This is a genomic window from Pseudomonas sp. Root562, assembly GCF_001427125.1.
In the GTDB taxonomy this organism is placed as follows: domain Bacteria; phylum Pseudomonadota; class Gammaproteobacteria; order Pseudomonadales; family Pseudomonadaceae; genus Aquipseudomonas.
The window spans coordinates 26,217-49,836 of record NZ_LMGK01000012.1; the positions used below are offsets into that span (position 1 = coordinate 26,217).

Genomic DNA, 23,620 nt, shown 5'->3' on the forward strand with positions numbered 1-23,620 from the left:
CAGGGACGCTCCGCGTTCCAGCTTCAACACCTGGGTGACGCCCAATACCGTTGTGACGCGGAGCGTCACGGGCTGCATTCCCACGCGGAGCGTGGGAACGATCAGTGGAAACGCCTACAGGGACGCTCCGCGTTCCAGCTTCAACACCTGTGCGACGTCGAACACCGTGGTGACGCAGAGCGTCACGGGCTGCATTCCCACGCGGAGCGTGGTAACGCCTCCAGGGACGCTCCGCGTTCCAGCTTCAACACCTGCGCGATGCCGAACACCGTTGTGACGCGGAGCGTCACGGGCTGCATTCCCACGCGGAGCGTGGGAACGATCAGTGGAAACGCGTTGTATTTTCCCACTGAGTCTGTGGCGCTGTCCGCTAGCCACCTCCCTCATCCCGGCTCACCCTAGTCATTCCCTGGCAAAGGAATGCAACCATGGGTCGTAGCCGCTACACCATCACCGAACCCGACAAACCACATTTCCTCACTTGCACCATCGTGGAATGGCTTCCGCTATTTATTCGCCCTTATATCGTCGACCACCTGCTCGATTGCTGGCGTTATCAGCAAATCCACCGGGGCTTGAAGATGTATGGCTATGTGGTTCTGGAAAACCACCTGCACTTTGTCGCCGAGGCTCCGGATCTCAACAGATGTGTCAGTCAATTCAAATCATTCACTGCCCGACAAATCATCGACGACCTGCAAAGCAAGGGAGCCGAACGCGCGTTACAGCGCCTGCGCTTCAGCAAACGAGCTCACAAGCAAGACCGGGTGTATCAGCTTTGGCAGGAAGGTTCGCATGCGGAAATGGTGTACAGCGAGGCAGTGATGCGGCAGAAACTTGATTACATCCATAACAACCCAGTGAACCGTGGCTATGTGGATCTGCCCGAACACTGGCGATACTCCAGCGCGAGAAACTATGCGGGGATGGAAGGGTTAATCGAAGTTCAACGTTGGTATTAGGTCGTGATCGTTCCCACGCTCCGCGTGGGAACGCCTCCAGGGACGCTCCGCGTTCCAGCTTCAACACCTGCGCGACGCCGAACACCGTCTTGACGCGGAGCGTCACGGGCTGCATTCCCACGCGGAGCGTGGGAACGATCAGTATCGAAGTTCAACGCTGGTTTTAGGTCGTGATCGTTCCCACGCTCTGCGTGGGAACGCCTCCAGGAACGCTCCGCGTTCCAACTTCAACACCTGGGTGACGCCCGATACCGTCGTGACGCGGAGCGTCACAGGCTGCATTCCCACGCGGAGCGTGGGAACGATCAGTTTCGCGGCTGTTAGAACTCGATGCGCACGTCGCCCTTCGGCACGCTGCAGCACGACAGGATGAACCCATCGGCTTCGTCTTCTTCGGTGATCCCGCCGTTGTGCTCCATCTCCACCTCGCCACCGAGCTTCATCACCTTGCAGGTGCCGCAGATGCCCATGCCACAGGCTTTCGGGATCATCAGCCCGACTTTCGCTGCAGCGGCGTGCACGGTTTCGCCGGGGGCCACGCGAATGCTCTTGCCCGAAGTGATGAATTCCACCTGATGCAAGTCCGCGGCATCGATTTCGGGCGCATCGGCCGCTTGTTCGGCTTGCTCGACCGCATCGGCACGGGCTTCCGGTGGCGTGGCGCCGAAGGATTCCTCGTGATAACGCTTCATGTCGTAGCCGGCGTTCTCCAGCAGGCGCTTGACCGCGTTCATGTACGGGGTCGGCCCGCAGCAGAACACTTCGCGCTCGAGGAAGTCCGGGACCATCAATTCCAGCATCTTGTGGTTCAGGTAACCGCGATAACCGGCCCAGGGCTCGCCCAGGCCGTGCTTCTCGCAGATCAGGTGCAGGCTGAAGTTGTCGATCCGCGACGCCATGTGCTCCAGCTCGCGGTGGTAGATGATGTCTTTCGGTGAACGGGCGCTGTGGATAAAGGTCATGTCGACGTTGGCGTTGGTGTCGTAGAACCAACGCGCCATGGACATGCATGGGGTGATCCCGACGCCGCCGCTGAGGTACAGCACTTTCGGGCTCGGGAAGTCGATGGCGTTGAACAAGCCCACCGGCCCGTGCACCGCCAGTTCCTGACCTTCGTGCAGGGTGTCGTGCAGCCAGTTCGAGACCTTGCCGCCCGGCACGCGCTTGATGGTCACCGAGAAGCTGTACGGCACCGACGGCGAGCTGGAAATGGTGTACGAACGCATGATCGGCTGGCCTTCGATCTCCAGCTCCAGGGTAACGAACTGCCCCGGCTTGAAGAAGAACATGATCGGCTGGTCGGCCATGAAACAGAAGGTGCGCACATCCCAGGTTTCCTGGATGACTTTGACGCAACGGACGATGTGTCGACCATTGGCCCAGGTCTGGGTGGTTACCGGGTTCAGGAAGTTGTTGGACATGCTGATCTCCACGGCCGACTGTCGGCCTTCATGTTGGCGATTCTGCGTATAGCGCAGATCAGCCATTTACCTATCTGCGACATTGACATGCTTATCGCGACCAGCCCGCAACTACCGGGGGTTGCGCGTCGGGAACAGATTGCACCATGTCGCCCATGGATAAGGTTCTGGCCAGCGGCGGCCCCACACTCGCCCCATACCAAGACACATTCTTTACACCTTGCGTAGCAACCGTTAGCAGTACACCTGATTAGCCACTTTCGCCGGCCACACAGAATGGCCTTGAGGATTAAACGATGGACGTCACTACTACCCTGAGCCTGGGCGATCCGCTGGAACCCGCACGCAAGGCCACCGCGCAGATGCTGCAAGAGCGTGAGCGCACGTTCTCGCTGCCGCAGCCGTTTTACTCGGACGAGCGTCTGTTTGATATCGACATGCAGGAAATCTTTCAGAAAGAGTGGTTGATCGCCGGCATGACCTGCGAAATTCCCGCCAAGGGCAACTACCTGACCCTGCAGGTTGGCAAGAATCCGATCATCGTGATCCGCGGCGCCGAAGGTGTAGTGCATGCGTTCCATAACGTCTGCCGTCACCGCGGTTCGCGCCTGTGCACCAGTGAAAAAGGCAAGGTCGCCAAACTGGTCTGCCACTACCACCAGTGGACCTACGAACTCGACGGTCGCCTGCTGTTCGCCGGCACCGAAATGGGCGCCGACTTCGACATGAAGCAATACGGCCTCAAACCGGTGAACGTGAAAACCGCCGGCGGCTACATTTTCATCAGCCTGTCGGAGAACCCGCCGGCCATCGATGACTTCCTGTCGACGCTCAGCCATTACATGGAACCGTACGACATGGAAAACACCAAGGTGGCGATCACTACCACCTTGATGGAAAAGGCCAACTGGAAACTGGTGCTGGAAAACAACCGCGAGTGCTACCACTGCAACGCGTCGCACCCGGAACTGCTGAAAACCCTGCTGGAATGGGACGACGTCACCGACCCGCGCGCCGACCAGGCATTCAAGGATCACGTTGCCGCTTCCGCCGCCGCCTGGGAAGCGGAAAAGATCCCTTACGCCCACGCCAGTTTCGGCCTGCGCAACCGCATCGTGCGCATGCCGCTGCTCAAGGGCACCGTATCGATGACCCTGGACGGTAAACAGGGCTGCCAAAAACTCATGGGCCGCATCAAGAACCCGGACCTGGGCTCGATGCGCATCCTGCACCTGCCGCACTCCTGGAACCACTGCATGGGCGACCACATCATCGTGTTCACCGTGTGGCCGATCAGTGCCCAGGAAACCATGGTCACCACCAAGTGGATTGTGCACAAGGACGCGGTCGAAGGCGTGGACTACGACGTCGAGCGCATGCGCCAGGTCTGGGACGCCACCAACGACCAGGACCGTCGCCTGGCTGAAGAGAACCAGCGCGGCATCAACTCCACCGCTTACCAGCCAGGGCCTTACTCCAAGACCTATGAGTTTGGTGTGGTGAACTTTGTGGATTGGTACAGCGAGCGCCTGTTGAGCAACCTGGGCGCCGAGCCTGCGCCATACCTCAAAGGCGTTCCTGTCCAAGGCTGACGCCACCGCCCCCTGTAGGGGCGAGCCTGCTCGCGATGGGCGTCAACGATGACGCTGGCAGCCTGGCACCCCGCGGGGTTCTCAGGTTAATCGCGAGCAGGCTCGCTCCTACAGGATTCTGTACGAAATATGATCTATTTCATTCAGAGCTATACGATCCGCGCCCTCCAGCTTTCCGCAAACAAGTTATCCACACCTCCACCCACAGCTATTGGGGACAAGTGTGGTTTCGCTGCAAAGTCTTTCCACAAAAGCCGAAGAAAATCCGTGACTTATCCAGAAGCGCGGATTTCAGTGATACCTGGTTGTTTTATGAACAGCCGCCCGCAAGCCGCTAAAACTCTGGCCTGCAGAGGATGGCAAACACCTTATCCACAGAAGCGCCAACAGACTTTGGGGGCAACTATTACGCCTCTGTGGAAAAGCGCTGAAAGCCGCGATTTTTCAGGGTTTGCGAACGCTATAGGAATTAAAAACCAAAACTTGATCAATTATTAACCAGAAGCCTGAATACCGCTGTTCATAAAGCCTTCAGCGTTAAGCGAACATCTTATCCACAGAAGCGCCAACAGAGATTGGGGGCAAGTATGGGTCTCCAGTTAATAAAAAAGCGCGGTAAAACCGTAACTTATGCTGGTTATTATTTGATCTAAGGCCTGCAGCCCACGGTTTATATGGACCGTAGCGAGGGGCGAACATGTTACCCACAGAAGCGCTAACAGGGATTGTGGGTAAACAGGATCAAACCTTGTTAAAAGGATTTCCTGCGCCGTGAACCACCTTCCCCCTGTCGGATCAATTGGCTGGACCTCACCGGTTCAGCGGGCGTCTGGGCAGGGTTAAAAGTACTCATTGGAATCTCAACTGTACCGGGTACTTGCCCATTCGCAAGGGTGAGAGTGTGCTGATTGGGCGGGGTGGGAAATGCCGTACCTTTGACCAGATTTCGAACGTTGCCTTTTACCGTCTCCCACAACGTGCCTGCGCGCAGACCATTAACAATCGCCGGGGTATATCGAACCATGGTAGCCACCGCGGATACCGTAGTAGCCACATTCGAGATATAAACGGCAGGAGCAAATTCGGCTAATTGCCCAACAGTACCTACGATCGCCGTTGTAGATGCAACGGTACTCAATCGTGCAGCGTGCAGCATCCAGCCAGTTGCCTTGGTTCCCACCAGGTTGGTCGTTACTATTCCCGCATGCAACGCGGTGGTGGCTGAAAGCTGTATGAGTTTGGCAAAAGCTTGTCCATATTCTCCCGAGGGATCAGTGAAATTGACCGGATCGCCCGAGCAATAGACATAGACATTCACCCCGCCCTTACCAAAAGGACTCAACCGATCCGGACTGTGAAACCGCATAAGCACCGGGTTATAGATCCGATGGCCGTTACCCAGGTGATACCAACCGGTTGGACGTTCTTTAAGTTGCCCGTTGAAGCCCAGATGCGTACCGGCCTGACTCACGCCGCTTTGCAAGCCATAGGGGGAATAGACAAAGGGATTGGGGCCCCCGCGGTCCAGCTCGGCGAGAACGCTTTGCTGGAGGTCGCTGGCGAGCAGCAGGGTACGGGAGTACAGCGGATCAGTTGCTGTAGAGGGTTCTACACGTCGAGTCTGGCCGGAGATGGGCATTAGCAGCGTCCTTGATGAGACCAGGTAATCCGCCGCGCCCTGCCATACCCGCCTCTGGCAGGCGGTGCTGGAGAAGCGGATGCCAACTGTTAATTACCCTAACAAAACGCCGGTAATGCCGACACTATCAGTTCTGCTAGGGTCGCCCGCCACCGGGGCTCCCGCTAAAGCCGATACATCAAACAAGCCTCGCCCTTGACCTCGAATCATCGGGTGCGGTGTGATCTGGCAGGTAACGACGCTGCGAAAGCCGTTTTCAACGTAGGCGCTCATGGCGCAGCAACGCGCCAGCGGCAAGCTTGTTTTTACGGGCGATGCAGCGTGAGCTTCAACGTCAGCGCACCACACCTTCCTCAATCAACAATTTGAGAATCGCCTCGGCCCCGGCTTGGGCCGTCACGCCTTTGAGTACTTGCCCTCCTCCGCCACTGGCCTTGGCCGTCGCGGCTTTCATCCGGTCCGCCCCGCTTTTGGCCTTGATCACTTTCAAGCGCTTTGGTCGCGGCTTGGCCGGTTGCAGCGTGGCAACCGCCAACAATTCATCGTCGACGACTTCAACCTCATCGGCCTGCAACACCCCGCGTCGCGCAGGACCGTAGGCGCTCTGACGAGGCTTGGGCGCGGCGTTATCTACAGTCGCCAAAAACGGCAGACGTACTTTCAAGCGACGACGCTGCCCGCGCGGCAAGGCTTGCAGCACCAGCGCCGAATCACCGTCGATGGACTCGACCTGTGCCAGCCCCACCACCAACGGCCAGCCAAGACCTTCCGCCAGCAGGAACGGCAGCATGCCCGAACCCTCGCCGGTTTCCGCCTGGCTGCCGGTCAGCACCACTTGCGCCCCCGCGTCACGCAAATAAGCGCTCAACACCGGCAATGCATCGGCGCCTTGCGGTTGTTCCAGCACATGCAGTTGCTCAAGGCCCATGCCGAGGTAGGCGCGCAGCGCCGGCTCGGCAATATCGCCGGCATGCAGTACCTGCAAGTTATCCCCAGCCAGTTGCAGACCCAGTTCCACCGCCCGCGCATCCTGCTCCGCACGGCGTGGCCGACCGGAGGTCGGGTGGGCGCCGATGGACACCAGGCTGATGATTTTCGTGCTCATAACCCTTTCCTTCCCTTAAGCCGCATCGCGCTTGGCGTCGTTGCGGTAAGCCTCTACCGCCGCGATCAAGGCTCGAAGAATCTCGGCGCTCTCGCCGATCACCGACAGGTCGGCCCGTTTGATCATGTCGCAGCCAGGGTCGAGGTTGATCGCCACCACCTTGTCGCAGGCACCGATGCCTTGCAGGTGCTGGATCGCCCCGGAAATACCCACCGCCACGTACACCCGCGCGGTAACCCAGGTACCTGACGCACCCACCTGGCGGTCACGGGCCATGAAGCCATCGTCCACCGCCACCCGCGAAGCACCTTCGGTGGCACCGAGCGCCGCGGCGGTCTGGTGGAACAAATCCCAATCCTTGACCCCGTTGCCGCCGGAGAAAATGAATTCGGCTTCGGCCATGGGGATCGCCGCCGGGTCCACCGCCACCGCCCCCAGATCCTCGATGCGCGAGAGACTGCGGGCGACGGTTGTGGATAACTCAACCGGCAACGCTTCGTGACGGGTTTCGCTGACCGGTTCGGCGCATTCAACGGCGGCCAGAATCAAACGCGCTAACGGGCGGGCCAAGTCTTGCAGACCGGCGCCGGCGCGGCCGATGCATTGCTCATCCTTGACCTGCCAGACACGCGTGGCCGGACGTTCGCCCAGCGCCGCGGCAAAACGCCGACCCAATTCGCCGCCACCGCTGCGGCTGTCCGGCAGTAGCCAGTGGCGCGGATTGAACTGGTTATCCACAGCTCGCAGGCCCTGGACCCGCTGCTCCGGTGCATAACCATTGAATGCTTCGCCATCAAGCACCAGCAGGCGATCGACACCTGCGTTGGCAAACGTACTTTCCTTGTGTTCACCGAAGACCACGGCCAACACGGCGCCGTCCTTGCCGGCAAGCTGATGGGCCAGGCCCAACAAGTCGCGGTCGTGGCTGCCCAAACGGCCACCGACCATGTCCGGCACCACGCAGATGTAGAACGCGGGCTGGGTCACTTGATGCAGCGGCAATTGCACTTCAACGGCGGCGGTGCGCTTGGCGGTCCCGCCCTGTTGAGCGCCACTGCGGTCGATGCGCTTGATCCCGTTGGGGCCGATAAAGCCGATGCCATGGGGATTCTTGCGGATGACCCCGTTAGGCCCCATCCAGCTGTGCTGCGCCGGTTGCATGGCGGCGTGCAGCGGATGCAGACGGTTACGGGCGATCCATTCGGCACGGGGGTCGCGGCGGATAATATCGCTCATCAATGCACCTCCGCGGGTTCACGTTTGGCCGGCGCGGCGGGCTTGGCCGCGTCCTCTTCAAGCAGCGCATCGGCCACCAGTTCGGCGATGTCCTTGATCAGTGGCCGCGGTTCGACCACGCCCTCGAGCATTGCCGTGCACTGTGGACAACCCACGGCCACCAGTTCGGCGCCGGTCTCGCGGATGTCTTCCATGCGCATGTCGGGAATCCGCTGCTTGCCCGGAATGTCGGTGATCGGCGCACCGCCGCCGCCGCCGCAGCAGCGCGAGCGGAAACCGGAACGTTGCATCTCTTTGACTTCAATCCCGAGCGCGCGCAGGACCTGACGTGGCGCCTCGTATTCGCCGTTGTAGCGGCCGAGGTAACACGGGTCGTGATAGGTCACGCTGTCGCCTTTGTGCTGGCCGAGATTGAGCGCGCCGGCCTCGATGACTTCTGCCATGTAGGTGCTGTGGTGCTGCACCAGGTAGTTGCCGTCGAAGGCGCCGTATTCGTTTTTCAGCACGTGGAAGCTGTGCGGATCGCAGGTGACGATGCGGTTGAAGCTGTACTTGGCCAGGGTCTGAATGTTGCGCTTGGCCAGCAACTGGAAGGTCGCTTCATCGCCCAGACGCCGAGCCACGTCGCCGCTGTCGCGCTCTTCGAGGCCGAGTACGGCGAAGTCGATTTTCGCCGCTTTCAGCACTTTGACGAACGCGCGCAAGGTGCGCTGGTTGCGCATGTCGAAGGCGCCGTCGCCGACCCAGAACAGCACGTCGGTGGATTTCTTTTCGCTGAGCAGGTTGAGGTTCAAATCCGCCGCCCAGTTCATCCGTCCGCCCGGTGCGAAACCGCCCGGGTTGTCGGTGGCGATCAGGTTTTCCAGGACTTCGGCGCCCTTGTTCGGGGTCGCGCCCTTTTCCAGGGTCAGATGGCGCCGCATGTCGACGATGGCGTCGACGTGCTCGATCATCATCGGGCATTCCTCGACGCAGGCGCGGCAGGTGGTGCACGACCACAGGGTTTCGGCGTCCACCAGGCCGTTGACGATCGGTTGATGCGGATTGCCAGCGTGTTCGCCGATGGCTTTGCCTGGATAGGGGCTGCCAGCGAACTTGGCATCAGTGCCGCCAGCGAGGCCGACGACCATGTCTTGAATTAGCTTTTTCGGGTTCAGCGGCTGTCCAGCGGCGAAGGCCGGGCACGCGGCTTCACACTTGCCGCACTGCACGCAGGCGTCGAAACCGAGTAGCTGGTTCCAGGTGAAATCCTTGGGTTTTTCCACGCCCAGTGGCGCATTCGGGTCGTTCAGGTCCAGTGGTTTCAAACCGGTGGAACGACCACCACCAAAACGCTCGGCGCGACGGTGCCAGGCCAGGTGCAGGGCACCGGCGAAGGCGTGTTTCATCGGCCCGCCCCAGGTCATGCCGAAGAACAGTTCCGACACGCCCCACAACACGCCGACACCAAGAATCGCCGCCAACAGCCAGCCACCGAAGTTTTCCGGGAGGATCCCGGCCACCGGCAGGGTCAGCAGGAAGAACGAGGCCGAGAACGCCAGCAGGCTTTTCGGCAGGCGCATCCACGGGCCTTTCGACAGGCGCGAAGGTGGATTGCGCCGACGCAGGTAAACGAAGATCGCGCCGACGAACATCACCGCCGACATCAACAACAAGGCATAACCGAGGATGCGGTTATGCAGACCGAAACCGTGCACCACAATCGCCAGCACGATCGACGCCACCGCGCCGCCGGCCGTGGCGACGTGGGTGTTGGCGATGTACTTGTCCCGCGCGACGACGTGGTGCAAGTCGACCATGTAACGCTTGGGCATGGCGAACAGACCGCCGATCAGGTCGACCTTCGAGGCTCGGCCCCGGCGCCACATGGCTACCCGCCGCAACGCGCCGAGAACCGCGAGGCCCAGGGCAGCGAACAACAGGATTGGAAGAAGGGTGTTCAACATAGGTGTTGCTCCCAAAGACACGGGGTCTGGCCGAATGATCGTTCCCACGCTCTGCGTGGGAATGCAGCCCGGGACGCTCCGCGTCCCAACAGCGGACGCAGAGCGTCCATTGAGGCATTCCCACGCAGAGCGTGGGAACGATCTATCAACAAGCTCTTAGAAATCCTTGCACAGCCGCAATGCGTCATAGATCGCCGCATGCACGTTACGCTGGGCCACGCAGTCGCCGATACGGAACAACAGATAGCCGTCGCCGCTCTGCTCCAGGCAAGGTTGCGGCTTGATCGCGAACAAGGCTTCGACGTCGATCTGGCCTTTGTTGCGCGAGCCTTCCTTCATCGCGTAGTAGATTTCCTCGTCCGGGCGCACACCGTTTTCGATGACCACCTGATCGACTACCCGCTCCTCTTTGGCGCCGGTGTATTCGTTTTCCAGCACCGCTACGAGCTTGTCGCCTTCGCGGTAGACCTTCTCCAGCATCATGTCGCCGGTCATGATCACTTCTTTCGGGTACATGCTGCGGTAGTAAGTCGGGAACGACGTACCGCCGATGGCGACGCCCGGCTTGATGTCGTCGGTGACAATCTCGACCTGGCTGCCCTTGTCGGCAATGAAGTCGGCGGTGGACATGCCGGTGAACTCGCAAATGGTGTCGTAGACCAGCACGTTCTTGCCTGGCGCCACCTTGCCGTCGAGGATGTCCCAGCTGCTGACCACCAAACCTTCAGCCGCGCCCCAGTGTTCGTTCTGCTCGATGAACGGATGGCCGCCGACGGCCAGCACTACCACGTCCGGACGCAGGTCCATGATGGTCGGCGCATCCGCCGCGGTCCCCAGGCGCAGGTCGACTTTCAAGCGTGCCAGTTCCAGTTGATACCAGCGGGTAATACCGGCGATCTGGTCCCGTTGCGGCGCCTTCGAGGCGGTGGTGATTTGCCCGCCGATGAATTCTTTCTTCTCGAACAGGGTGACGTCGTGGCCACGTTCGGCGGCAACACGAGCGGCTTCCATCCCCGCAGGACCGGCGCCGACCACCACCACTTTGCGTTTCACGCCGGTGGTTTTTTCGATGATGTGCGGCAGGCCCATGTATTCACGGGAGGTCGCCGCGTTCTGGATGCACAACACATCCAGGCCTTGGTACTGACGATCGATGCAATAGTTGGCGCCGACACATTGTTTGATCTGGTCGATCTGGCCCATCTTGATCTTGGCGATCAGGTGCGGGTCGGCGATGTGCGCGCGGGTCATGCCGACCATGTCGACGTAACCGCCTTCCAGAATACGCGTGGCCTGGTTCGGGTCCTTGATGTTCTGCGCGTGCAGCACCGGAACCTTGACCACTTCCTTGATACCGGCCGCCAGGTGCAGGAACGGCTCCGGTGGATAACTCATGTTCGGAATCACGTTGGCCAGGGTGTTGTGAGTGTCACAACCCGAACCCACGACGCCGATAAAGTCGAGCATGCCGGTGTCGTCGTAATACTTGGCGATCTGCTTCATGTCTTCATGGGACAGACCGTCCGGGTGGAACTCGTCACCGCAGATGCGCATGCCGACGCAGAAATCGTCGCCGACCTCGGCGCGCACGGCTTTCAAGACTTCCAGACCGAACTTCATCCGGCCTTCGAAGGTGCCGCCCCATTCGTCGGTACGCTTGTTGACGCGCGGGCTCCAGAACTGGTCGATCATGTGCTGGTGCACGGCCGACAGTTCGACACCGTCCAGGCCACCGGCCTTGGCGCGGCGGGCCGCTTGAGCGTAGTTACCGATCACCCGCCAGATCTCTTCCGGCTCGATGGTCTTGCAAGTGGCACGGTGCACCGGCTCACGCACGCCTGACGGCGACATCAGGGTCGGCCAGTTGAAACCGTCCCAGCGCGAGCGACGGCCCATGTGGGTAATCTGGATCATGATCTTGGCGCCGTGCTTGTGCATGGCGTCGGCCAGATTCTGGAAATGCGGAATGATGCGGTCGGTGGACAGGTTGACCGAACTCCACCATTCCTGCGGGCTGTCGATGGCGACCACGGACGAACCGCCGCAGATCGCCAGGCCGATCCCGCCCTTGGCCTTCTCTTCGTAATACTTGACGTACCGGTCGGTGGTCATGCCGCCGTCGGTCGCGTAAACCTCGGCGTGCGCGGTGCTGAGCACGCGGTTGCGGATGGTCAGTTTGCCGATCTGGATCGGCTGGAACATTGCTTCGAAAGCCATGGCGGGTTCCTCGACTTACAACGGCTTGACGATGAACAAGCCGTCTTCGTGGCCCTCTTCGGAGCCACCGTAGACTTGCTCGGCCACGGTGCGGATCTTGCTGCCGCGGGCGGCGAGGATCTGGTCCATCGCACCGGCAAACCAGCCAGTGAACATGTAGTCGACCTTGCGCCCGACCTTGCCGTACACGTAGACGAATGCCGAGTGTTCAAGCTTGACGCTGGCGGTGCCTTTGTCGAGATCGATGTCCTGGATCTTGAACAGGCCCCAACCACGTTGCGACAAACGCTTCATGTAGTGCTCGAACACCGCGACGCCTTCCAGGCCGTGGCACTCGGCTTCTTTTTCACACCAGTGCCAGGCGGATTTGTAGCCGGCCTTGTAGAGGATTTCGGCATAGGCTTCGGCGCCCAGCACTTCCTCGATGCCCATGTGGTTGTTGACGAAGAAATGCCGTGGCACGTACAGCATCGGCAGGGCGTCGGACGTCCAGACACCGGTTTCGCTGTCGACTTCGATAGGCAATTGCGGGGCGATCTTGGCCATGGAAACTTAACTCCAGAAAATTCGTTGTGTTGCCTGCGGCGCGGACGGCCGCAGGAAAGGATTCAGAAGTGCGGTGGCTTATTCGCCCCAGACGTCCTTTAGGACATTGACCCAGTTTTCGCCCATGATCTTGCGCACCACGCGCTCGGAATGGCCGCGCTTGAGCAGGGTTTCGGTCAGGTTCGGGAACTCGCCGACGGTGCGGATGCCCAGCGGGTTGATGATCTTGCCGAAGCTGGTCAGGCGGCGGGCATAGCCCTTGTCATGGGTCAGGTATTCGAAGAAGTCCTGGCCGTGACCCTGGGTGAAATCGGTGCCGATGCCGATGGCGTCTTCACCGACGATGTTCATGGTGTACTCGATGGCTTCGGCGTAGTCGTCGATGGTCGAATCAATGCCCTTGGCGAGGAACGGCGCGAACATGGTCACGCCGACGAAACCACCGTGGTCGGCAATGAACTTCAGTTCTTCATCGGACTTGTTGCGCGGGTGCTCCTTGAGCCCCGACGGCAGGCAATGGGAGTAGCAGACCGGTTTTTTCGATTCGAGGATGACTTCTTCGGAAGTCTTGGAGCCAACGTGGGACAAGTCGCACATCACGCCGACACGGTTCATCTCGGCAACGATTTCACGACCGAAGCCCGACAGGCCGCCGTCACGCTCGTAGCAACCGGTGCCCACCAGGTTCTGGGTGTTGTAGCACATCTGCACGATGCCAACCCCGAGCTGCTTGAACACCTCGACATAGCCGATCTGGTCTTCAAAGGCGTGGGCATTCTGGAAACCGAAAAGGATGCCGGTCTTGCCGACTTCCTTGGCCTTGCGAATGTCTGCCGTGGTGCGCACCGGCATCACCAGGTCGCTGTTCTCGCGGATCAGTTTCTGGCTGGCGGCAATGTTGTTGACGGTGGCCTGGAAGCCCTCCCACACCGACACGGTGCAGTTGGCTGCGGTCAGGCCGCCCTTGCGCATGTCTTCGAACAGTTCACGGTTCCACTTGGCAATAATCAGCCCGTCGATAACGATGCTGTCGGCGTGCAATTCGGCTGGGCTCATCAGGCTGTCCCCTTGTTAGCGATTCATGCGCCGAATCGTCTGCCGGCGCTTTGGGGCCAGCATATGCCTCGGTGCGGGGGCAGCCGGGTGCAAAAACGACAGGGGAATTGCCGAAAGCGTCAATCCGCGACAAAGGGTCGTCGCCAGGCACTGTTGGCGACCTGTTCAAGGCCGTCCGCTTGCGCCAGAATTCGCCGCATCACTGGAATAGAGCGGCGACCTGAATGAAATCCATCCTTGTGGCTTTGGCATTGATTGCGACCGGCGTACACGCAGCGCAGGAGTCCGACGACAATCCCTGCGACAAAGTCGAAAACGACGTCCAGACCCTGGAATGCTCGGCCTTCAGCAAAACCACCGCCGAAGACCTGCTCAGCGAAAACCTCAAGAGCCTGAACGAGCGCATGCAGTCGCTCTACGGCAAGAACCCGTCGCAACTGGCCGACATCACCGCCAAAATCAAGGCCGCCCAAGCCCAATGGCTGAAAACTCGCGACGCCGACTGCGCCGTCGAAGCCTTCCCGGCGACAACCGGCAGCAAGGCGTTCACCATGGCGCAGAACGATTGTGTGGCACGAATGAGTGATGAACGGTCGGAGTTTTTGGAGTCGATTGGGCAGGAGTAAACAAAAAGGATCGAAAACATGATGATCCCTCATGAGGTTGTCAGTCGTATTGTCGATGGAGCACTCCCAGTACGCGCCTGGCGCGAACATTTGAACCTTACCGAGGAGGAAGTGGCTGAACGAATGGGTATTTCCCCACTCGCGTATGCTGAACAGGAAACTACCCCCAGACCGCGTAAGGCCACACGCGAAAAAATCGCGGCGGCTTTTGGGATCACCGCCAGTCAACTTGAGCTGTAAGCTTCACGCCATCAGCCAGTCAAGGGATTCAACATGAAAGTCTGTGGCATCGAAATCAAGGGCAGCGAAGCGATCATTGCCGTGGCGTCTCTCGACGGTACGAACCTGGGTCACGTCGCCCTCAATACCAAGAAAATTGCCCTGGACGATGATGACGAGGCGGCCAACGTCAAGTTGTTTGCCGCGCAGGTGGCGTCGTTTGTCCGGGAGAACTCCATCGACCGCATCACGATCAAGAAGCGCAGCAAGAAAGGCGAATTCGCCGGTGGGCCGACCACGTTCAAGATCGAAGGGGTTTTCCAGTTATTGGAGAATTGCGAGGTGACGCTGCTGTCTCCGCAGACCATCACGGCGCAGTGCAAGAAATTCAGTGTCCAGCTGCCAGAGACGCTGAACAAGTATCAGCATGAGGCTTACAAGGCGGCGTGTTCGGCGCTGATGAAGAAATAACCGGTATTCCTGACAGAACAAATTAACTGTGGGAGCCAGCCCGCTGGCGATGGCGGTGCATCCGTCGATATTTATGTGTCTGCCAGACCGCTATCGCCAGCAGGCTGGCTCCCACAGGTTTTTCGTTGTTTTCAGAATCATGCTTTTGCGGTACGCCTGTCTTCTCGCGGACATCGCTCATATTTCGCCCGATAGCTGCGGGTGAAATACGATGGCGACTCAAACCCGCAGGCAATGCTCACTTCCAGAACGCTCATGTCCGTCTGGCGCAGCAATTGCCGCGCTTTTTCCAACCGTAACCGCAGATAGAAATTGCTCGGCGTATCGTTCAGGTGCAACCGAAACAGTCGCTCCAACTGTCGCCGCGTCACCTTGATCGATTCCGCCAACTCCAGCGTGCTCAGCGGCGGTTCGCTGTGCTGTTCCATCTCGCCGATCACGTGCACCAGCTTCTTGTTGCTGATGCCATAGCGTGTCGCGACTTCCATGCGCTGGTGGTCTTTGCGCGGGCGGATGCGGCCGAGCACGAACTGCTCGCTGACCTGGATCGCCAGTTCCGGGCCATGGGCCTGGGCGATCAAATCGAGCATTAAATCGATGGAAGCGGTGCCGCCAGCGGAAGTGATGCGCCGACGATCAATCTCGAACAGCTCCTGGGTAACGCTCAGCTGTGGATAGGATTCCTTAAAGGCGTCGATGGCTTCCCAGTGCAGCGTCAGACGATGACCCTCGAGCAGACCCGCTTCGGCGAGGATGAAGCTGCCGGTGTCGATGGCGCCGAGGGTCACGCCTTCGTTGTCCAGGCGGCGCAGCCAGTGCTCCAGCACCGGAGTGGCGAACTTCAACGGTTCGAAGCCGGCGACCACCAACAAGGTCGCGCCTTTTTTCAGTGGCTCCAGCGCCGCATCGGCGTTGACCGACATGCCGTTGCTGGCCAACACCGCCCCGCCATCGGCGCTCAGCACATGCCAGCGATACAACTCGCCACGAAAACGATTGGCGACCCGCAACGGCTCGATGGCCGAGATAAATCCAATGGCCGAGAAACCCGGCATCAACAAGAAATAGAAATCCTGGGACATGGAGCGCACTCGATGGCTAGTAGCGAGAGGGCGGGTAGCGTGAGGACGTTGATACGCCACTTGCCAGCGGCATTCAAGAGGTCAGGTCGCTGCAGTGCAAGAGCTGGTCGCCGCAGTGCGCTTTCATCGGTGCGTTGCTGCGTAACTTGGCATCACCGGCACGCAAAGATGACCGGATCCACAATAATGAAACTGCCGAGGAACCTGAGAATGAAACGACTGATCAGCAGCTGTGTTCTTGCACTCAGTGGTACCGCTTTGCTGAGCGCCAGCGTCATGGCCGCCGAACCCGCCTCTTGCCAGAACGTGCGCATGGGCGTGGTGAACTGGACCGACGTCATCGCCACCAGCGCGTTGACCCAGGTATTGCTCGACGGCCTCGGCTACAACACCAAACAAACCAGCGCCTCCCAGCAAATCATCTTCGCCGGGATCCGCGATCAGCGTCTGGACCTGTTCCTGGGTTACTGGAACCCGCTGATGACCCAGACCATTACGCCGTTCGTCGAGGCCAACCAGGTCAAGGTGCTCGAAGCGCCAAGCCTGAAAGATGCCCGCGCCACCCTCGCCGTTCCAACCTACCTCGCCGACAAAGGCCTGAAAACCTTCGCCGACATCGCCAAATTCGAAAAAGAACTGGGCGGCAAGATTTACGGCATCGAGCCTGGTTCGGGGGCCAATACCCAGATCAAGGCGATGATCAGCAAGAACCAGTTCGGCCTTGGCAAGTTCCAGTTGGTCGAGTCCAGCGAGGCCGGGATGCTTGCCGCCGTCGATCGCGCCGTGCGTCGCAAGGAAGCCGTGGTGTTCTTCGGCTGGGCGCCGCACCCGATGAACGTCAACGTGGACATGACCTACCTCTCCGGCAGCGAAAACGCCCTTGGGCCGGACGAAGGCAAGGCCACAGTATGGACCGTCACCGCGCCGAAATACGCCGAGCAGTGCCCGAACATCGGCCGCCTGCTGAGCAACCTGACCTTCTCCGCCGAAGACGAGAGCCGGATGATGCAGCCGCTGCTGGACCACAAGGACGCTTTCGAATCGGCCAGGCAATGGCTCAAGGATCACCCGCAGGACAAGAAACGCTGGCTTGAAGGTGTGACCACTTTCGACGGCAAACCAGCAGCTGAAAACCTGCAGCTGACCAGTAAGTAACCCGCTCCTTTTTCTGAACCGAACCACCGATTCGCAGCCCGACAGGGCTGCGAGCGGAACCACCACGCCTGAAGGAATCCGCCTCATGAACCACGACGTCATCATCACCTGCGCACTCACCGGTGCTGGCGACACGACCGCCAAGAGCCCACACGTGCCGGTCACCCCGAAACAGATTGCCGCTGCCGCCGTGGAAGCGGCCAAGGCCGGCGCCACCGTGGTTCACTGCCACGTTCGCGACCCGCAAACCGGCAAATTCAGCCGTGATGTGGCGCTGTACCGCGAAGTCATGGAGCGCATACGCGAAGCCGACGTCGATATCATCGTCAACCTCACCGCCGGCATGGGCGGCGACCTGGAAATCGGCGCCGGCGAGAACCCGATGGAGTTCGGCCCGAACACCGACCTGGTCGGACCGCTGACCCGCCTGGCCCACGTCGAAGAACTGCTGCCGGAAATCTGCACCCTCGATTGCGGCACCCTGAACTTCGGTGATGGCGACACCATTTACGTGTCCACCCCGGCCCAGCTGCGCGCTGGCGCCAAACGCATTCAAGAGCTGGGCGTTAAGCCTGAGCTGGAAATCTTCGACACCGGTCACCTGTGGTTCGCCAAACAGATGATCAAGGAAGGCTTGCTCGACAACCCGCTGTTCCAGCTGTGCCTGGGCATTCCCTGGGGCGCGCCGGCAGATACCACCACCATGAAAGCCATGGTCGACAACCTGCCTGCAGACGCCGTCTGGGCTGGCTTCGGCATCGGCCGCATGCAAATGCCGATGGCGGCGCAAGCGGTGTTGCTGGGCGGCAACGTGCGTGTCGGCCTGGAAGACAACCTGTGGCTGGACAAGGGCGTACTGGCGACCAACGGCCAATTGGTCGAACGCGCCAGCGAAATCCTCAGCCGCCTCGGCGCCCGCGTACTGACCCCGGCTGAAGGCCGCAAGAAAATGGGCCTGACCCAGCGCGGTTAACCATCTGCATAAAACCTGTAGGAGCAAAGCTTGCTCGCGATGATGTCAGTACATCCAACGCATTGTCTGCGACCTTAATGCCGCTATCGCGAGCAAGCTTTGCTCCTACGGGGTTCATCGAATCTTTCAGGAAATCACCATGAGCTTTATCACCGAAATCAAAACCTTCGCCGCGCTGGGCAGCGGCGTCATCGGCAGCGGTTGGGTATCCCGCGCCCTCGCCCATGGCCTCGACGTGGTGGCCTGGGACCCGGCGCCCGGTGCCGAAGCCGCATTGCGCAAGCGTGTCGCCAATGCCTGGGGTGCACTGGAAAAACAGGGTCTGGCACCCGGTGCCTCGCAGGATCGCCTGCGTTTTGTCTCGACCATCGAAGAATGCGTTCGCGACGCCGATTTCATCCAGGAAAGTGCCCCGGAACGCCTTGAGCTGAAACTGGACCTGCACAGCAAGATCAGCGCCGCCGCCAAGCCCAATGCCCTGATTGGCTCCAGCACCTCGGGCTTGCTACCCAGCGAGTTTTACGAGAGCTCGACCCACCCGGAACGCTGCGTAGTGGGTCACCCGTTCAACCCGGTTTACCTGTTGCCATTGGTGGAAGTCGTCGGCGGCAAAAACACGGCACCCGAAGCCGTGCAAGCGGCGATGAAGGTCTACGAATCACTCGGCATGCGCCCGCTGCACGTGCGCAAGGAAGTGCCAGGGTTCATAGCCGACCGTCTGCTTGAAGCGCTGTGGCGTGAGGCGCTGCACCTGGTCAACGACGGCGTGGCAACCACCGGCGAGATTGACGACGCGATCCGTTTTGGCGCGGGTCTGCGCTGGTCATTCATGGGCACGTTCCTGACCTACACGCTCGCCGGCGGCGATGCCGGTATGCGCCACTTCATGGCACAGTTCGGCCCGGCGTTGCAGTTGCCATGGACTTATCTGCCGGCCCCCGAACTGACTGACAAGCTGATCGACGATGTGGTCGATGGCACCAGCGATCAGTTGGGCAAGCACAGCATTTCGGCGCTGGAGCGCTATCGTGATGATTGTCTGCTGGCGGTGCTTGAGGCGGTGAAGACCACCAAAGAGAAGCACGGGATGAGTTTCAGCGAGTGATGTGTTGATCGTTCCCACGCTCTGCGTGGGAATGCAGCCCGGGACGCTCCGCGTCCCAACGACGTGACGCAGAGCGTCACAGGAGGCGTTCCCACGCAGAGCGTGGGAACGATCGTGCCTGGAGATAAACATGCCCACCCTCACCACCTACCAGACCAGAATCATCCCCGACTGGGTCGACTACAACGGCCATCTGCGCGATGCCTTTTACCTGTTGATTTTCAGCTACGCCACCGATGCCCTGATGGATCGCCTCGGCATGGACAGCAACCATCGAGAAGCCAGCGGCAACTCGTTGTTCACCCTGGAACTGCACCTCAATTACCTGCACGAGGTGAAGCTCGATGCCGATGTCGAAGTGCATACCCGGATCATCGCCCACGACAGCAAACGCCTGCACCTCTACCACAGCCTGCATCGGGTCGGTGATGACACAGAGCTGGCGGGCAACGAGCAAATGCTTCTGCATGTCGACCTTGCCGGACCTCGTTCCACGCCCTTCAGCGAACAGACCCTGGACAAGCTGCAAGCCATCGTCGCCGAGCAAACCGACCTGCCAACCCCTGAATACATCGGCCGAGTGATCGGGTTACCACCCAAAAAATAACCAGGAGATCGCCATTGAACACCGCCGCCGCTTTTGCCGACTTCCGTACTTATCCGTTGATCAGCGCGCTGACAGGCGTGCAGGCTTTGGCGGATCGGGTTCTGGTGAAGTGGGCCGACAATCGCATCAGCCCCTTCCACCACCCATGGCTGCGTGACAACTGCCCCTGCTCGCAATGCGTCTATAGCGTGACACGTGAGCAGGTGCTGGAAATTGTCGACGTGCCGGAAAACCTGATGCCGGCGCAAACCACTGTCGACGCTCAAGGTTGCCTGTGCATCGAGTGGCAGGACGGCCACTTCAGCCGCTTCGATCCAGGCTGGCTGAGGGCACATGCCTATGACGACGAGTCCCGCGCCGAACGCTTGGCCAACAAGCCCAAAGCCAGGCTTTGGCACAGCGACTTGTCGTTGCCGGTGTTCGAATATCAGGCGCTGATGACCGACAACGACGCCTTGCTGCAATGGCTGCTGGCGGTGCGCGATATCGGCTTGACCCAGGTCCGTGGCGTACCCACCGAACCCGGTTCCTTGAAGCTGATCGCCCAGCGCATTTCGTTCATCCGCGAAAGCAATTTCGGCGTGCTGTTCAATGTGCAATCCAGGGCCGACGCCGACAGCAACGCCTACACCGCCTTCAACCTGCCGCTGCACAGCGATTTGCCGACGCGGGAGCTACAACCGGGGCTGCAATTCCTGCATTGCCTGATCAACGATGCTGAAGGCGGCGAGAGTATTTTCGTCGACGGTTTTGCCATTGCCGATGCGTTGCGCCTGGAAGATCCGGAGTCATTCAAAAGCCTTTGCGAAATCCCCGTGGAGTTTCGCAACAAGGACCGTCACAGCGATTACCGTTGCCTGGCACCGATCATCGCCCTGAATGCACTGGGACAGGTCTCTGAAATCCGCATGGCGAATTTTCTGCGCGGTCCGTTCGATGCGTCGGTGGAGCAGATGCCCAGGCTCTATCGCGCTTACCGGCGCTTCATTGCGATGACCCGCGAGCCTCGATTCCGCTTGATGCAGCGGCTCAATCCCGGCGAGCTGTGGTGCTTCGACAACCGCCGCACCCTGCATGCACGCAATGCCTTCGACCCCGCCACCGGGGCGCGGCATTTCCAGGGCTGCTATGTCGACCGGGATGAGTTGCTGTCGCGCATTTTGGTGCTACAGCGCTAGACCGCGTCATCGTTCATCGCGGGCAAGCCTCGCTCCTACAGGATTTGCGTCGTTCGATAATAATGTGAACAACACAAGACCCTGTAGGAGCAAGGCTTGCCCGCGATGGCACCTGCACAGACACACAAAAAACCCGGATAAAAAAAGCCCCGATCAAGCCGTGACAGGATCGAGGCAGAGGGTACTGTTGAGGAGCTGCCATGCGAGGGTGACCAAACCTTCGTGAAGCGAGCTGAGTCCAGTGTGCCCACTCAGCTCGCTGGCAAGTTAGTCGAAAACGACCTGTTCATAGCCATTGCGGCCATTGCGACAAATCGCCCTTGCCCACACCAGGCACCCCCACCAGAATCGAACCACGACACCGTTCCCAGAAGAAGGATTTGCGTCATGATGCACGCCGATTTGATTGACCAGGAAGACCTGTTGGGCCAGCTCAAGTCGCTGGGTTTTCAAGTACCGATCGGTTCCACCGCCGAGCAGGCTTGCGAGTGTGCGGTGCGGGGCTTGAACGATGAACGGGCAATCGTGCTGCGTACCATGGTCAAGCAGATGTACACCAGCAGCGCGACCATCCTGCCGGCCGTGCGCCAGGCTATCGACAAACAATTGTTGCCGGCGTTGGCGCAGTATCAGCAGAGCCATAGGGGCTGATTTTCAGCACTGAGCGGCTTCTCCTTGTGGCGAGGGAGCTCGCTCCCGCTCGACCGCGAAACGGTTGCAAAAACAGCGAATGCGGATTGTCAGAACGACCGCATTTGCCGGTTTTGGGGCTGCTGCGCAGCCCAGCGGGAGCGAGCTCCCTCGCCACAGTAGTCCGAGAGTTTTAGAGCCTTACGCTGGCAAACGTCGACTCATTGCGCGCCTGGCTCAGCGCTGACAACGGCCCGGACAGCGGCGACAGTACCAGCGCTTGTGGCAGCGGCATCATCGCCACTTGCTGTGTCGTGTTGGAACCCACACGCTCGTCACGCGGCGGTATGCCGAAGTATTCGCGGTAGCACTTGGAGAAGTGCGGCGTGGAAACGAAGCCACACACCGACGCCACCTCGATGATCGACATCGGCGTTTGCTTGAGCAGCTGCCGCGCACGGATCAGACGCAGCTTCAGGTAGTAACGCGACGGTGAGCAGTGCAGGTATTTCTGGAACAGCCTTTCCAGCTGACGACGCGAGACGGCGACATACACCGCCAGTTCGTCAAGGTCGATCGGCTCTTCGAGGTTGGCTTCCATGAGCGCAACGATTTCCTGCAACTTCGGCTGATTGGTGCCGAGCATGTGCTTGAGCGGCACACGCTGGTGATCCTGTTCGTTGCGGATACGTTCGTAGACAAACATTTCCGAGATCGCGGCAGACAACTCACGGCCGTGATCGCGGCTGATCAGGTGCAGCATCATGTCCAGCGGCGCGGTGCCACCGGAGCTGGTGAAACGGTTGCGGTCGAGGGTGAACAGGCGAGTACTCATGGCTACCCGCGGAAAAGCTTCCTGCATCGCCGCCAGGCATTCCCAGTGCACGCTGCAATCGAAACCATCCAGCAAACCGGCGCAAGCCAAGGCCCAGCTGCCAGTGCATACCGCGCCGAGGCGACGGGACTGACGCGCCTGGCTTTGCAGCCATGACACGTGTTCGCGGGTAACAGTGCGTTGAATGCCGATACCGCCGCAGACAATCACGGTGTCGAGTGGCGGTGCTTTGTGCATGGAGGCGTCAGGGGTGATTTGCAAACCGTCACTGGCCCAGACCTGGCCGCCATCGACAGTGAGTGTGGTCCAGCGATACAACTCCCGGCCCGACAACTGGTTGGCCATTCGCAATGGTTCTACAGCGGACGCCAGGGAAATCAGCGTGAAATTGTCCAGCAGCAGAAAGCCGATGGATTGAGGCGCACGGTTCTGGGGTTGGGCCCCGGAGTTGAACGACGTCATCGCAGTATCTCCTCACACAAAGCGGGTGATGGCCTCAGGCGGAGGCTCTTGTTATTGCCATCGTTCTCACGCTGGAGACGGGCTTTGTAATGACAGAGCAATTGCCATGCCTAAATTTGAATGCACGTTCAATAACTCCTAAAAACGACGTCGGAATGTGTCTATATATGACGCGCGGCGAGTAGGGGTTAAGAGTGCCATCAGGCGAGACAAGTGCTCTGCCCCGTTGCGTGTGAGCAAATCGGTAGCACTTGTGGGAACAGGGCTGGGAGCTTTTGCAAAGAGTGTCACCACAGGCGCAGGTGACGAGTGGTCAGCTTCGTTTTTCATACCTGACCGGGCAGTCACGATTTACCTGTTAGCGACGCGCCAAAAGGTGGCGCCTTTTAAATCGAGTGTTCATTTAGCGCGCAGTTTTGACTGGTCTGGCGCTATCGCTGGCAAGCCAGCTCCCACAGGAATTTATGGTGTGATCAAGATATCAGCTWCACCAGAGAAYCTGTGGGAGCTGACTTGCCAGGCCTCACAGGCATGATGGTGTGACCAAGGTGTCAGCT

Annotated in this window: 21 protein-coding genes and 1 pseudogene; 12 read left to right on the forward strand and 10 right to left on the reverse strand. The window is 59.8% G+C overall.

The genetic code is table 11. The features are described from left to right. Nucleotides 1-428: 428 nt before the first annotated feature. The gene (locus tag ASD60_RS10220; protein ID WP_056853885.1) at nt 429-962 is read left to right on the forward strand and encodes an REP-associated tyrosine transposase; all 534 of its coding nucleotides are present in this window, start codon (nt 429-431) and stop codon (nt 960-962) included. A 320-nt stretch (nt 963-1,282) separates the two neighbouring features. On the opposite strand, the gene gbcB is transcribed toward ASD60_RS10220, so the two are convergent. Further along, nucleotides 1,283-2,383, reverse strand: coding sequence for a glycine-betaine demethylase subunit GbcB (gene gbcB, locus ASD60_RS10225; RefSeq protein WP_056854371.1), 1,101 nt, complete (start codon nt 2,381-2,383; stop codon nt 1,283-1,285). A 296-nt stretch (nt 2,384-2,679) separates the two neighbouring features. On the opposite strand from gbcB, the gene gbcA reads away from it, so the two are divergent. Together gbcA and ASD60_RS28815 are read left to right on the forward strand one after the other, a co-directional pair. Then, the gene (gbcA, locus tag ASD60_RS10230) at nt 2,680-3,975 is read left to right on the forward strand and encodes a glycine-betaine demethylase subunit GbcA (RefSeq protein WP_056853886.1); all 1,296 of its coding nucleotides are present in this window, start codon (nt 2,680-2,682) and stop codon (nt 3,973-3,975) included. Nucleotides 3,976-4,104: 129 nt separating this feature from the next. Next, nucleotides 4,105-4,473 carry a hypothetical protein gene (locus ASD60_RS28815; RefSeq protein WP_156386259.1) on the forward strand — a complete coding sequence of 123 codons (369 nt, stop codon included), beginning with the start codon at nt 4,105-4,107 and terminating at the stop codon, nt 4,471-4,473. A 253-nt stretch (nt 4,474-4,726) separates the two neighbouring features. On the opposite strand, the gene ASD60_RS28165 is transcribed toward ASD60_RS28815, so the two are convergent. The 7 genes from ASD60_RS28165 to ASD60_RS10265 form a co-directional block, all read right to left on the reverse strand. Next, nucleotides 4,727-5,614 (reverse strand): RHS repeat-associated core domain-containing protein, encoded by an 888-nt coding sequence (locus ASD60_RS28165; protein WP_082557561.1) that lies wholly within the window; start codon nt 5,612-5,614, stop codon nt 4,727-4,729. Nucleotides 5,615-5,948: 334 nt separating this feature from the next. Continuing rightward, a complete protein-coding gene (gene etfB / locus ASD60_RS10240) occupies nt 5,949-6,719 on the reverse strand; it encodes an electron transfer flavoprotein subunit beta (protein ID WP_056853888.1) in 771 nt (256 codons plus the stop codon). Nucleotides 6,720-6,734: 15 nt separating this feature from the next. Continuing rightward, a complete protein-coding gene (gene etfA, locus ASD60_RS10245; RefSeq protein ID WP_056853889.1) occupies nt 6,735-7,955 on the reverse strand; it encodes an electron transfer flavoprotein subunit alpha in 1,221 nt (406 codons plus the stop codon). After that, nucleotides 7,955-9,901 (reverse strand): dimethylglycine demethylation protein DgcB, encoded by a 1,947-nt coding sequence (gene dgcB / locus ASD60_RS10250; RefSeq protein WP_056853890.1) that lies wholly within the window; start codon nt 9,899-9,901, stop codon nt 7,955-7,957. The genes etfA and dgcB overlap by 1 nt, the downstream gene beginning before the upstream one ends. A gap of 156 nt (nt 9,902-10,057) precedes the next feature. Beyond that, the gene (dgcA, locus tag ASD60_RS10255) at nt 10,058-12,118 is read right to left on the reverse strand and encodes a dimethylglycine demethylation protein DgcA (RefSeq protein WP_056853891.1); all 2,061 of its coding nucleotides are present in this window, start codon (nt 12,116-12,118) and stop codon (nt 10,058-10,060) included. A 15-nt stretch (nt 12,119-12,133) separates the two neighbouring features. Continuing rightward, nucleotides 12,134-12,664 (reverse strand): DUF5943 domain-containing protein, encoded by a 531-nt coding sequence (locus ASD60_RS10260; protein ID WP_007975505.1) that lies wholly within the window; start codon nt 12,662-12,664, stop codon nt 12,134-12,136. A 78-nt stretch (nt 12,665-12,742) separates the two neighbouring features. Next, on the reverse strand, nt 12,743-13,720 hold the full coding sequence (locus tag ASD60_RS10265) for a dipeptidase (RefSeq protein ID WP_056853892.1): 978 nt from the start codon (nt 13,718-13,720) through the stop codon (nt 12,743-12,745). Between the two features lie 224 nt (nt 13,721-13,944). Between ASD60_RS10265 and ASD60_RS10270 the strand changes: the two genes are divergently transcribed. The 3 genes and pseudogenes from ASD60_RS10270 to ASD60_RS10280 all read left to right on the forward strand — a co-directional run bounded on the left by ASD60_RS10270 (nt 13,945) and on the right by ASD60_RS10280 (nt 15,036). After that, a complete protein-coding gene (locus ASD60_RS10270; protein WP_056853893.1) occupies nt 13,945-14,346 on the forward strand; it encodes a lysozyme inhibitor LprI family protein in 402 nt (133 codons plus the stop codon). 18 nt (nt 14,347-14,364) lie between these two features. Next, nucleotides 14,365-14,586, forward strand: a pseudogene (locus ASD60_RS10275) (helix-turn-helix domain-containing protein); the annotation flags it as partial. A gap of 33 nt (nt 14,587-14,619) precedes the next feature. Continuing rightward, nucleotides 14,620-15,036, forward strand: a complete 417-nt coding sequence (locus ASD60_RS10280; RefSeq protein ID WP_056853894.1) for a DUF3010 family protein — start codon at nt 14,620-14,622, stop codon at nt 15,034-15,036. 137 nt (nt 15,037-15,173) lie between these two features. On the opposite strand, the gene ASD60_RS10285 is transcribed toward ASD60_RS10280, so the two are convergent. After that, complete coding sequence (locus tag ASD60_RS10285) at nt 15,174-16,118, reverse strand: GlxA family transcriptional regulator (protein WP_056853895.1); 945 nt, start codon at nt 16,116-16,118, stop codon at nt 15,174-15,176. Between the two features lie 210 nt (nt 16,119-16,328). Between ASD60_RS10285 and choX the strand changes: the two genes are divergently transcribed. The 6 genes from choX (at nt 16,329) to ASD60_RS10315 (ending at nt 21,787) form a co-directional block, all read left to right on the forward strand. Further along, nucleotides 16,329-17,273 carry a choline ABC transporter substrate-binding protein gene (gene choX, locus ASD60_RS10290; RefSeq protein ID WP_056853896.1) on the forward strand — a complete coding sequence of 315 codons (945 nt, stop codon included), beginning with the start codon at nt 16,329-16,331 and terminating at the stop codon, nt 17,271-17,273. Nucleotides 17,274-17,358: 85 nt separating this feature from the next. After that, nucleotides 17,359-18,246, forward strand: a complete 888-nt coding sequence (locus ASD60_RS10295; RefSeq protein WP_056853897.1) for a 3-keto-5-aminohexanoate cleavage protein — start codon at nt 17,359-17,361, stop codon at nt 18,244-18,246. Nucleotides 18,247-18,385: 139 nt separating this feature from the next. Further along, nucleotides 18,386-19,351 (forward strand): L-carnitine dehydrogenase, encoded by a 966-nt coding sequence (locus ASD60_RS10300; protein WP_056853898.1) that lies wholly within the window; start codon nt 18,386-18,388, stop codon nt 19,349-19,351. Between the two features lie 130 nt (nt 19,352-19,481). After that, nucleotides 19,482-19,958: a thioesterase family protein gene (locus tag ASD60_RS10305; RefSeq protein ID WP_056853899.1), complete on the forward strand. Its 477-nt coding sequence runs from the start codon at nt 19,482-19,484 to the stop codon at nt 19,956-19,958. A gap of 14 nt (nt 19,959-19,972) precedes the next feature. Beyond that, entirely contained in the window at nt 19,973-21,136 is a 1,164-nt protein-coding gene (locus tag ASD60_RS10310) for a gamma-butyrobetaine dioxygenase (RefSeq protein WP_056853900.1), read from the forward strand. 387 nt (nt 21,137-21,523) lie between these two features. Continuing rightward, a complete protein-coding gene (locus ASD60_RS10315) occupies nt 21,524-21,787 on the forward strand; it encodes a hypothetical protein (protein ID WP_056853901.1) in 264 nt (87 codons plus the stop codon). 172 nt (nt 21,788-21,959) lie between these two features. Here ASD60_RS10315 and ASD60_RS10320 read toward each other — a convergent pair whose 3' ends face one another. Then, the gene (locus ASD60_RS10320) at nt 21,960-23,063 is read right to left on the reverse strand and encodes a GlxA family transcriptional regulator (RefSeq protein ID WP_047534337.1); all 1,104 of its coding nucleotides are present in this window, start codon (nt 23,061-23,063) and stop codon (nt 21,960-21,962) included. Nucleotides 23,064-23,620: the final 557 nt, after the last annotated feature.

Excerpts from the sequence above, each read along its gene's own strand:
- ASD60_RS10220 (WP_056853885.1), top strand. The coding sequence starts at position 429 with ATGGGTCGTAGCCGCTACACCATCACCGAACCCGACAAACCACATTTC.
- gbcB (WP_056854371.1), bottom strand. The coding sequence starts at position 2,383 with ATGTCCAACAACTTCCTGAACCCGGTAACCACCCAGACCTGGGCCAAT.
- gbcA (WP_056853886.1), top strand. The coding sequence starts at position 2,680 with ATGGACGTCACTACTACCCTGAGCCTGGGCGATCCGCTGGAACCCGCA.
- ASD60_RS28815 (WP_156386259.1), top strand. The coding sequence starts at position 4,105 with ATGATCTATTTCATTCAGAGCTATACGATCCGCGCCCTCCAGCTTTCC.
- ASD60_RS28165 (WP_082557561.1), bottom strand. The coding sequence starts at position 5,614 with ATGCCCATCTCCGGCCAGACTCGACGTGTAGAACCCTCTACAGCAACT.
- etfB (WP_056853888.1), bottom strand. The coding sequence starts at position 6,719 with ATGAGCACGAAAATCATCAGCCTGGTGTCCATCGGCGCCCACCCGACC.
- etfA (WP_056853889.1), bottom strand. The coding sequence starts at position 7,955 with ATGAGCGATATTATCCGCCGCGACCCCCGTGCCGAATGGATCGCCCGT.
- dgcB (WP_056853890.1), bottom strand. The coding sequence starts at position 9,901 with ATGTTGAACACCCTTCTTCCAATCCTGTTGTTCGCTGCCCTGGGCCTC.
- dgcA (WP_056853891.1), bottom strand. The coding sequence starts at position 12,118 with ATGGCTTTCGAAGCAATGTTCCAGCCGATCCAGATCGGCAAACTGACC.
- ASD60_RS10260 (WP_007975505.1), bottom strand. The coding sequence starts at position 12,664 with ATGGCCAAGATCGCCCCGCAATTGCCTATCGAAGTCGACAGCGAAACC.
- ASD60_RS10265 (WP_056853892.1), bottom strand. The coding sequence starts at position 13,720 with ATGAGCCCAGCCGAATTGCACGCCGACAGCATCGTTATCGACGGGCTG.
- ASD60_RS10270 (WP_056853893.1), top strand. The coding sequence starts at position 13,945 with ATGAAATCCATCCTTGTGGCTTTGGCATTGATTGCGACCGGCGTACAC.
- ASD60_RS10280 (WP_056853894.1), top strand. The coding sequence starts at position 14,620 with ATGAAAGTCTGTGGCATCGAAATCAAGGGCAGCGAAGCGATCATTGCC.
- ASD60_RS10285 (WP_056853895.1), bottom strand. The coding sequence starts at position 16,118 with ATGTCCCAGGATTTCTATTTCTTGTTGATGCCGGGTTTCTCGGCCATT.
- choX (WP_056853896.1), top strand. The coding sequence starts at position 16,329 with ATGAAACGACTGATCAGCAGCTGTGTTCTTGCACTCAGTGGTACCGCT.
- ASD60_RS10295 (WP_056853897.1), top strand. The coding sequence starts at position 17,359 with ATGAACCACGACGTCATCATCACCTGCGCACTCACCGGTGCTGGCGAC.
- ASD60_RS10300 (WP_056853898.1), top strand. The coding sequence starts at position 18,386 with ATGAGCTTTATCACCGAAATCAAAACCTTCGCCGCGCTGGGCAGCGGC.
- ASD60_RS10305 (WP_056853899.1), top strand. The coding sequence starts at position 19,482 with ATGCCCACCCTCACCACCTACCAGACCAGAATCATCCCCGACTGGGTC.
- ASD60_RS10315 (WP_056853901.1), top strand. The coding sequence starts at position 21,524 with ATGATGCACGCCGATTTGATTGACCAGGAAGACCTGTTGGGCCAGCTC.
- ASD60_RS10320 (WP_047534337.1), bottom strand. The coding sequence starts at position 23,063 with ATGACGTCGTTCAACTCCGGGGCCCAACCCCAGAACCGTGCGCCTCAA.